The 8383-nt window shown below is 61.0% G+C and carries 7 protein-coding genes; 3 read left to right on the top strand and 4 right to left on the bottom strand.

The genetic code is table 11. The features are described from left to right. Positions 1 to 169: 169 nt before the first annotated feature. From DOM36_RS15425 to DOM36_RS15410, 4 genes are all read right to left on the bottom strand, one after another. The gene (locus tag DOM36_RS15425; RefSeq protein ID WP_110643627.1) at positions 170 to 1654 is read right to left on the bottom strand and encodes a bifunctional 2-methylcitrate dehydratase/aconitate hydratase; all 1485 of its coding nucleotides are present in this window, start codon (positions 1652 to 1654) and stop codon (positions 170 to 172) included. A gap of 65 nt (positions 1655 to 1719) precedes the next feature. Next, positions 1720 to 2841, bottom strand: a complete 1122-nt coding sequence (prpC, locus tag DOM36_RS15420; RefSeq protein ID WP_110643626.1) for a 2-methylcitrate synthase — start codon at positions 2839 to 2841, stop codon at positions 1720 to 1722. Between the two features lie 37 nt (positions 2842 to 2878). After that, positions 2879 to 3763: a methylisocitrate lyase gene (prpB, locus tag DOM36_RS15415; RefSeq protein ID WP_075570495.1), complete on the bottom strand. Its 885-nt coding sequence runs from the start codon at positions 3761 to 3763 to the stop codon at positions 2879 to 2881. Next, a complete protein-coding gene (locus tag DOM36_RS15410) occupies positions 3760 to 4506 on the bottom strand; it encodes a GntR family transcriptional regulator (RefSeq protein ID WP_075570496.1) in 747 nt (248 codons plus the stop codon). The genes prpB and DOM36_RS15410 overlap by 4 nt, the downstream gene beginning before the upstream one ends. A gap of 403 nt (positions 4507 to 4909) precedes the next feature. Here DOM36_RS15410 and pabB point away from each other — a divergent pair, with 403 nt between their 5' ends. Genes pabB through DOM36_RS15395 form a run of 3 tightly spaced genes read left to right on the top strand, consistent with a single transcriptional unit; the run spans position 4910 to position 8248 of the window. After that, the gene (pabB, locus tag DOM36_RS15405) at positions 4910 to 6337 is read left to right on the top strand and encodes an aminodeoxychorismate synthase component I (RefSeq protein ID WP_110643625.1); all 1428 of its coding nucleotides are present in this window, start codon (positions 4910 to 4912) and stop codon (positions 6335 to 6337) included. Between the two features lie 52 nt (positions 6338 to 6389). After that, on the top strand, positions 6390 to 7469 hold the full coding sequence (locus tag DOM36_RS15400; protein ID WP_110643624.1) for an iron ABC transporter permease: 1080 nt from the start codon (positions 6390 to 6392) through the stop codon (positions 7467 to 7469). Beyond that, a complete protein-coding gene (locus tag DOM36_RS15395) occupies positions 7466 to 8248 on the top strand; it encodes an ABC transporter ATP-binding protein (RefSeq protein ID WP_075570499.1) in 783 nt (260 codons plus the stop codon). The genes DOM36_RS15400 and DOM36_RS15395 overlap by 4 nt, the downstream gene beginning before the upstream one ends. The last annotated feature ends 135 nt before the right edge of the window (positions 8249 to 8383 follow it).

The following is an 8383-nucleotide window of genomic DNA, read 5'->3' as shown; positions in this document are numbered from 1 at the left end:
AAATCAAACGCTTGGTTTTCTTCTTCACCGCCTCCGAGAACCTGTCTCGGCGGCAGCGGATGCGTACTTTACGACTCTCGCCGGCACTTGGCAACCCCCGAGCAGACAAAAATCTGATGATCTCTACCGCGGGTCATCAAGTTGTCATCTAGCCGATGTCACTGCCCGCCTAGATAGCCCAAAGTCCCACGAAAGCATCGACCGGCATAGACGCGAGTCGCGCTTCGTCTTCATACAGTGCGAGGATCTGTTCACAGCGCTGCGCGGGAAAGCGCGTCGCCAGGTTGTGCCGAAACTTCTTCTTCAGCAGTGGAATCCCTTCTTCACGTCGCCGGCGATGGCCTAGCGGATACTCTACCGCCACTTTTTCTGTGTGCGTGCCGTCGCTGAAGAAAACCTGAACCGCGTTGGCGATGGAGCGTTTGTCGGCCTGATGATAGTCACGGCTGTAGCGCTCGTCTTCGATCACTTCCATCTTGTCGCGCAGACGATCGATGATCGGATTGGCAAGATGGAAATCATCTTCGTAATGCTCTGCGGTCAAATCTCCGAACGCCAGGGGCACGGCAATCATGTACTGAAGACAGTGATCCCGATCGGCCGGGTTGGCGAGCTCTCCCGCCTTGGAAATGATACGGATGGCCGACTCGTGAGTGGTCACCACGATACGCTCGATCTCGTTCAGGCGATCACACACTTGAGGGTGAAGAGTGACGGCTGCTTCTGCCGCCGTCTGGGCATGGAATTCAGCCGGGAAACTGATCTTGAACAGCACATTTTCCATGACATAACTACCGTAGTCCTGCTCGACCCGGAAGCGGCGCTCGGCTTCGGGCTTGATCGCCTGATCCTTGTTGGTCTTGCTGAACAGGACATCATAAAAGCCCCATTGCGGTGCCGAGAGCACACCAGGAATCCCCATCTCCCCTCGCATGGCGATATCCACGAGCCTCACCGCCCGGGAAGTGGCATCTCCCGCGGCCCAACTCTTGCGCGATCCGGCATTGGGCGCGTGGCGATAGGTTCGAAGACTCTGTCCATCGACGAAGGCATGCGACAGCGCCGAAAGCAGCTGCTCTCGGCTGGCACCCATCAACTTCGCCACCACGGCGGTCGATGCCACCTTGACCAGCACCACATGATCCAGGCCCACCCGATTGAACGAGTTTTCGAGCGCCAGTACCCCCTGAATCTCATGGGCCATGATCATCGCCTCGAGCACGTCGCGCATGAACAGCGGGGGGTGCCCCTTTGCCAGACGCTGCTGAGATGCGTGATCGGCCACCGCCAGAATCGCGCCGAGATTGTCAGACGGATGCCCCCATTCCGCTGCCAGCCAGGTGTCGTTGTAATCCAGCCAGCGAATGATACAGCCGATATCCCAGGCGGCCTTGACCGGATCGAGACGAAACTGGGTTCCCGGAACACGCGCGCCATTGGGAACGAACGTACCTTCGACCAGCGGGCCCAGGTGCTTGGTGCATTCCGGAAAACGCAGCGCCAGCAGCCCGCAACCCAGCGTGTCCATCAAGCAGTGCCGCGCCGTGTCCAACGCCTCCTGACTCTCGATACGATAATCGAGAACGTAATCCGCAATGGCCTGAAGCTCCGGATCGTAATCGGGGCGCTGATTGAGGTCGACGTTGGCACTCATGAAATGGCGTCCTTGGTTATGTCGGTGTAAGAAGTCCGTGTCTCGCCACACGCTCCCGTTTCACACTATCGCTGCTCGATCGGCACCCACTCGCGTCTTTCCGGGCCTGCGTAGTCCGCGCTGGGACGGATAATGCGATTGTTGCCGCGCTGCTCGAAGACGTGAGCGCACCATCCCGTCAGGCGGGAGCAGACGAAGATCGGCGTGAACAGCTTGGTGGGGATACCCATGAAGTGATAGGCACTGGCGTGATAGAAGTCCGCGTTGGGAAAGAGCGTCTTCTCTCGCCACATGACCTCGTCGACACGTTCCGATACGGCATAGAGGTGATTGTCGCCCACGTCGTCCGCCAGCTTCCGGGCCCACTCCTTGATGATCGCGCTACGGGGATCTGACTCGCGATAGATGGCATGTCCGAAGCCCATGATCTTGTCCTTGCGCTCGAGCATTTCGAGAATGCGCCGCTCCGCTTCGTCCGGCGTCGACCAGCGACCGATCATCTCCATCGCCGCCTCGTTGGCGCCACCATGCAGAGGGCCCCGCAACGAACCGATCGCCCCGGTGATGCAGCTGTGCAGATCCGATAGCGTTGACGCGCAGACTCGCGCCGTGAAGGTCGAAGCATTGAACTCGTGTTCGGCATAGAGGATCAGCGAAACGTTCATCACTCGCGCATGCAGGTCCGACGCGGGCTTGCCGTGCAGTAGATGCAGGAAGTGCCCCCCCACGGAGATATCGTCAGTCTCGGTCTCGATACGTTCACCGTAGAGTGAATATCGGTACCAGTAGTTGAGAATCGACGGCGTCACGGCCAACAAACGATCTGCATGACGCTGCTGCTCTTCCAAGCGCTGCTCGGTTTCCAGGTTTCCCAGCATGGATGTGCCCGTGCGCAGGACATCCATCGGGTGGGCATCGGACGGGATCTGTTCCAATACCTTCTTCAAGGGTGACGGGAGCGAGCGTGAACGTTGAAGTTGTGCAATGTAATCCTCCAGCTGCTGCTGAGTGGGAAGCGCGCCCTTCAGCAACAGGTAGGCAACTTCTTCGAAGCGGGCGTTCTCGGCCAGCGTCTGGATGTCATAGCCGCGATAGGTGAGGCCGGAGCCGCTCTTGCCGACCGTGCAGATCTCGGTCGACCCTGCACTTTGCCCTCTCAGCCCGGTGCTTTGGGGTTGGTTCACCATGATGCTCTCCTGGACTTAGCCTGAAAAATGCCTGCGCTCAGTCGCTCCCTCTCTCGAACAGCGAATCGAGCTTGCGTTCGAAAGCGTGATAGTCGAGGAATTCATAAAGCTCCTCTCGCGTCTGCATCGAATCGACGACATCTCGCTGATGCCCTTTGGCATGAATATCCTGATACACCTTGAGTGCCGCAGCGTTCATCGCCCGAAACGCCGACAGCGGATAGAGCACCATTCGACAGCCGACTTCCGCCAGCTCCTGCTGGGTAAATAGCGGCGTCGCGCCAAACTCGGTGATATTGGCGAGAATCGGTGCCTCGACGCCCTCGCAGAACGCCCGATAGTCATCCAGGGTGTGAACCGCTTCGGCGAAGATCGCATCCGCCCCCGCTTCGACGCAGGCGTTGGCACGTTCGACAGCGGCCGCAAGCCCCTCCTTCTGGAAGGCATCGGTACGTGCGATGAGATAGAAATCCGGATCGCGCCGGGCGTCGGAGGCAGCCTTGATGCGATCCACCATCTCCGATTGGGAAACGATCTCCTTGTTGGGGCGGTGACCGCAGCGTTTCTGGGCTACCTGATCCTCGAGATGGACCGCGGCGACACCGGCACGCTCCATCTCCTTGACCGTGCGGGCGATGTTGAACGCTCCGCCCCAGCCGGTATCGATATCCACCAGTAGCGGGAGGTCGCAGGCACCAGTGATTCGACGGGCGTCTTCCACGACATCGTTGAGCGTGGTCATGCCAAGATCCGGCAACCCGTAGGACGCGTTGGCCACGCCACCGCCGGAAAGATAGAGCGCATGATGCCCGACAGCCTTAGCCATCATCGCGCTGTAAGCGTTGATGGCGCCGACGATGGGCAACGGGCGATGAGTGTCGAGCGCTTCACGAAAGCGGCCACCGGGGCTCGGATGGGTCATGATTCGATCCTTGGGGTTTCGGGTGAATGCACCGCTTCGTCGCCTAGTGTGCGGGCATAGTGCGCCGCGACGTTTTCTCGGGAAGCGCTGACATGGCGACGCATCAACAGTTCGGCCAGTTCGGCGTCGCCCGCTTCGATCGCATCGACGATACGGTGGTGCTCGACGAATGCGCGTTGCGGCCGGGAGCCGTTGGCGCTGAATTGAGTGCGGTAGAGCCGCACCAGGTAATAGAGGTCGTCGCATAGCAGCGTCATCAGCATGCGATTGTGACTGCCCTGCACGATGCGGTAATGGAAGTCGAGATCGCCCTCGCGCTGGTAGTAGGCCTCGCCACTGGAAAGGTCTTCCTGGCGCTCGTGGAAAGCCAGCACTTCGCGCAGGCCGGCGATTTCCTCGGCCGTCATCGACTTGGCGGCCAATCTCGCGGCCATGCTTTCCAGAGCCTCTCGAACGTCGAACAGCTCCAACAGCTCGTCCATCGACAGCTTGACGACACGAGCACCCACATGTGGTACCCGCTCGATCAGCCGATAGGTCTCCAGCCGTCGCATGGCTTCCCGCAGCGGACCGCGCGAGATACCGTAGTGGGTCGAGAGCTCCGGTTCCGTGATACGCGTGCCGGGGGGGAGCTCGCCTCGGACGATGGCACGCTGCAACTGATGAAAAACGCGCTCGGCAAGCGTGCGAACCACGGGGAGCTCGGTATCGGCGTCATGCATATCGGAAATTGGCTGAGGCATTGAATTGTTAACAATTAGAGGGCGAAGCCCCCATGATAGGCGGCCCGTTTTTGTTGATCAATGGAAAAAAGCTCGCAATGACTACACTTTAGTCGGAATACCAACGCCTTCCCATGCGACATTGTCAACAATTAGGCTGGGCAAGACGAGCCAGTGCTGCCAGTCATTCTGCCTCGAGGCGAATCAGGCCGTACCACAACGCCCCGAACGGAGATCCGTGGGCCTCGCTCGTCGGCATCACTCCCGATAGACTTGGCGCCCGATACTCACTGCCTGACACGCATCGCCCAGACTTTCTTGTCCGGTATCGCGCAGCACGGCAGGGTCCCGACGGCCCGTCGTCGTCCAGGCGTCAGGCGTCGTGCGCTCCCCGGGCGTCTTTCATTCCTCAGGAATAGTATTAATGGCCGATACGAGACCCCGGCTCGAGATAACCGACTTTCCCTATACGCCCGATCCGGCCTCGCTCTTCGAACGATTGCAGCGACGTCCGGGTGCCGTATTACTGGATAGTGGGCGCCCGAACGCGCCGGGCGGCCTCTTCGACATTATCAGCAGCGATCCGCTGGCGATGCTGAGCGTCGATGATGGCCTGACGCGGTGCGAACCGCCGATGCCGCTGCCCGCCGAGCCCTTCGAGGCTCAGCAGGCTCTCCTGGATCACGCCGAGACCGAGCTGCTGCCTCTACTGACAAAGGCCGTAGCGGCCGAGGCGAAGGCGCTCCCGTTTCTCGGTGGCCTGCTCGGCTATTGGGGCTATTCACTGATGAACTCCCACGAGCCGACTCATTCGACGACAGGACAAAGCGACCAGCGCCCGGGACCCAGCCTGCCAGCAGCCCGGCTGGGACTTTACGACTGGGCGCTGATCCAGAATCACGACACGCAACGCACGCTGCTCGTCGCGACGGCTGCGCGCCGAGAGCAGGTGATCGATTGGCTGAAAGAACCCGCGAAGCCGGACTCGGCCGACTTCACATTGACCAGTGAATTCGTGGGCGATATCGACCGCGCCAGCTACGGAAGACGCTTTCAACGGGTCATCGACTACATTCACGCGGGCGATTGCTACCAGATCAACCTGGCACAGCGTTTTACCGCAAAGTTTCAGGGAAGTACCTGGCAGGCGTATCGGCGTCTACGCCTCGCCACCCCGACGCCCTACGGCGGTTATCTCGCGTGGGCAGACCAGGCCATTCTGTCGCTATCACCGGAGCGCTTCATCGGCGTTGCCGCCGGTCAGGTCGAAACGCGCCCGATCAAGGGCACCCGCCCCCGCGGGCGGACGGCCGATGAAGACCTATGCCTGGCAATCGAACTCCAGCAGAGCGCCAAGGATCGTGCCGAGAACATCATGATCGTCGATCTCCTGCGCAACGATCTCGGCCGCGTCTGTCGTCCCGGCAGCGTCGCGGTCCCGCAGCTATGCGGGTTGGAGAGCTATGCCAACGTTCATCACCTGGTCAGCATCGTACGTGGCGAACTGGCGGCAGGCGCAACGCCACTGGACCTTCTGGCCGCTGCATTTCCCGGCGGCTCGATTACCGGCGCCCCCAAACATCGCGCCATGCAGATCATCGATGAGCTGGAACCCTGTCAGCGCAGCGTCTACTGCGGCAGCCTCGGCTACGTCGACCGGCGTGGCCGACTGGACAGTTCGATCGCCATTCGCACTGTGATTGCCGATGGCGACACTCTCCATATCTGGGGTGGCGGCGGACTCGTCGCGGATTCGGATGAAGAAGCGGAGTATCAGGAGACGCTCGCCAAGATCGAACGCCTGATGCAAGCGCTGACCAGCCAAGTCCACGACGAGAACGATTCCCAATAGTATTTCATTGGTTTACGCTGCCTGTCGCCATCGCCAAACAACGAACACTGCCTTGAGAACCCACACGATCTCGCCTCACGCTACAGCGCCGAACTCCACCATCAGCCGCTATCTGGCTCGCCGCCGACGTCAGCTGTGGCTCATCGCTGTGACCGCCCTGGCAACATTGATCTCGCTGTTGGTCGACGTCGCCACCGGGCCTGGCGCCTATCCGCTCGTTGACGTGATGAAGGCTCTGGTGACGCCCGCAGGAGTGCCCCACATTCTTCACGTCGTGGTCTGGGAGATACGACTGCCGGTGGCACTGATGGCCATCGTCGTCGGCGCCAGTCTCGCCGGCGCCGGCGCACAAATGCAGACGCTGCTCAACAATCCACTCGCCGATCCGTTCACGCTCGGCATCTCTTCCGCCGCCAGTTTCGGCGCGGCACTGGCGATCGTGCTGGGTTTCGGCGTTCTGCCCGTCGCCGGGACACTGCTGTTGACCGGCAACGCTTTCGTGCTGGCCATGCTCGCCTCGCTGATGATCTGGGGATTGAGCAGGCTACGCGGTGTCAGCGTGCAGACGATGGTGCTGATGGGCATCGCGATCATGTTCTTCTTCAATGCCCTGCTGGGAATTCTGCAGTACGTCGCCTCCGCCGAGTCGCTGCAGCAACTGGTGTTCTGGTCTCTGGGCAGCCTGAACAAGGCGAGCTGGGGCAAGGTCGGGCTGGCGGGGCTGGCACTGGTGGTGACGACGCCGATCTTCGTCCTCGCGCGATGGCATCTCACCGCGCTGCGGCTGGGAGACATTCAGGCCAAGGCAATGGGAATCGACGTCGGCCGACTTCGGCTACGCATGCTGCTGTGCTGCGCGCTGCTATCCGCAACGGCAGTGGCTTTCGTCGGCACGATCGGCTTCGTCGGGCTGGTCGGCCCGCATATTGCCCGACTTCTGGTCGGCGAGGATCAGCGCACATTCCTACCGATGTCGGCGCTGACCGGCGCGCTGATTCTGTCGTTGACCTCGATTCTCTCGAAGACGCTGATTCCCGGGATTCTGCTCCCCATCGGCATTCTCACCGCGCTGATCGGATTGCCGTTTTTCGTTTCGCTGGTGCTGCGCTCGCGCAAGGAGATCTGGCGATGACGCTACGCATCGACCGTCTCGACTGCACCCTGGGCAAACGCAGGATCCTGCGGGACCTGTCGGGGCTGGAGGCAAGACCGGGAGAAATCACGGCGTTGATCGGGCCCAACGGCGCGGGGAAATCGACACTGCTGAAAGCTATCGCCGGCATCGAAACCGCCAGCGGGCGCATCACCCTGGGCGAACAGACGCTCGATGCGCTGTCCCTCGAGCGCCGCAGCCGACTGCTCTACTATCTGCCTCAGGACACCAGCACCCAGGCCGCGTTGAGTGTCTTCGAGGCCGTGCTGCTGGCCCGTCGAACGCAGATAGCCGAGCCTGTCGACAGCGCGCTGTCGGCGGTCGAACGGGCGCTGAAATCGCTGGAGCTCGAGCCGCTGGCCGAACGCGAGCTGACGGTACTGTCCGGCGGCCAACGGCAGCGGGTCGCCATCGCTCAGGCCATCGTACGTCGCCCGAAACTGCTGATGCTCGACGAGCCGACCAGCGCGCTGGATCTGCATCATCAGCTACAGGTGCTCGATTATCTGCAGCGTCTGGCACGCCGAGAACGCGTCGTGATCCTGCTGGCCATTCACGACCTCAATCTGGCCGCACGCTTCGCCGACCATCTATGGGTGGTCAAGCAAGGCCTTCATGTGGCCAGCGGCACCCCAGGCCAGGTTCTGACCCAAGAGCGCCTTCGGGAGGTCTACGCCATCGAGGCTCATGTCGAATGGCCGTCCGATGCCCCACCCCGCGTGACTCCGCTATCGGCACTACGCCAACTGGGTGGTTGATCGCCGGGAGCCAATCCCCGGTGTGATAATTCGGTTATCTATCAAACTAACCAAACGGTATTGGTCGATACCGGGACAGGATTGGTAGAGTGCCGATATTCCATACCCCTAGTGGCAGCGTTCCCTCGTTACGCT

Origin of the sequence: Salinicola sp. CPA57, from assembly GCF_003206035.1 — a bacterium.
In the GTDB taxonomy this organism is placed as follows: Bacteria; Pseudomonadota; Gammaproteobacteria; order Pseudomonadales; family Halomonadaceae; genus Salinicola; species Salinicola socius.
The sequence above is the reverse complement of the archived record's forward strand: the minus strand, read 5'-3'. Positions and strand labels throughout refer to the sequence as shown.

What these genes read in the sequence shown, in the direction of transcription:
- DOM36_RS15395 (WP_075570499.1), top strand. Translation starts at nt 7,466, where the DNA reads ATGACGCTACGCATCGACCGTCTCGACTGCACCCTGGGCAAACGCAGG.
- pabB (WP_110643625.1), top strand. Translation starts at nt 4,910, where the DNA reads ATGGCCGATACGAGACCCCGGCTCGAGATAACCGACTTTCCCTATACG.
- DOM36_RS15425 (WP_110643627.1), bottom strand. Translation starts at nt 1,654, where the DNA reads ATGAGTGCCAACGTCGACCTCAATCAGCGCCCCGATTACGATCCGGAG.
- prpC (WP_110643626.1), bottom strand. Translation starts at nt 2,841, where the DNA reads ATGGTGAACCAACCCCAAAGCACCGGGCTGAGAGGGCAAAGTGCAGGG.
- DOM36_RS15410 (WP_075570496.1), bottom strand. Translation starts at nt 4,506, where the DNA reads ATGCCTCAGCCAATTTCCGATATGCATGACGCCGATACCGAGCTCCCC.
- prpB (WP_075570495.1), bottom strand. Translation starts at nt 3,763, where the DNA reads ATGACCCATCCGAGCCCCGGTGGCCGCTTTCGTGAAGCGCTCGACACT.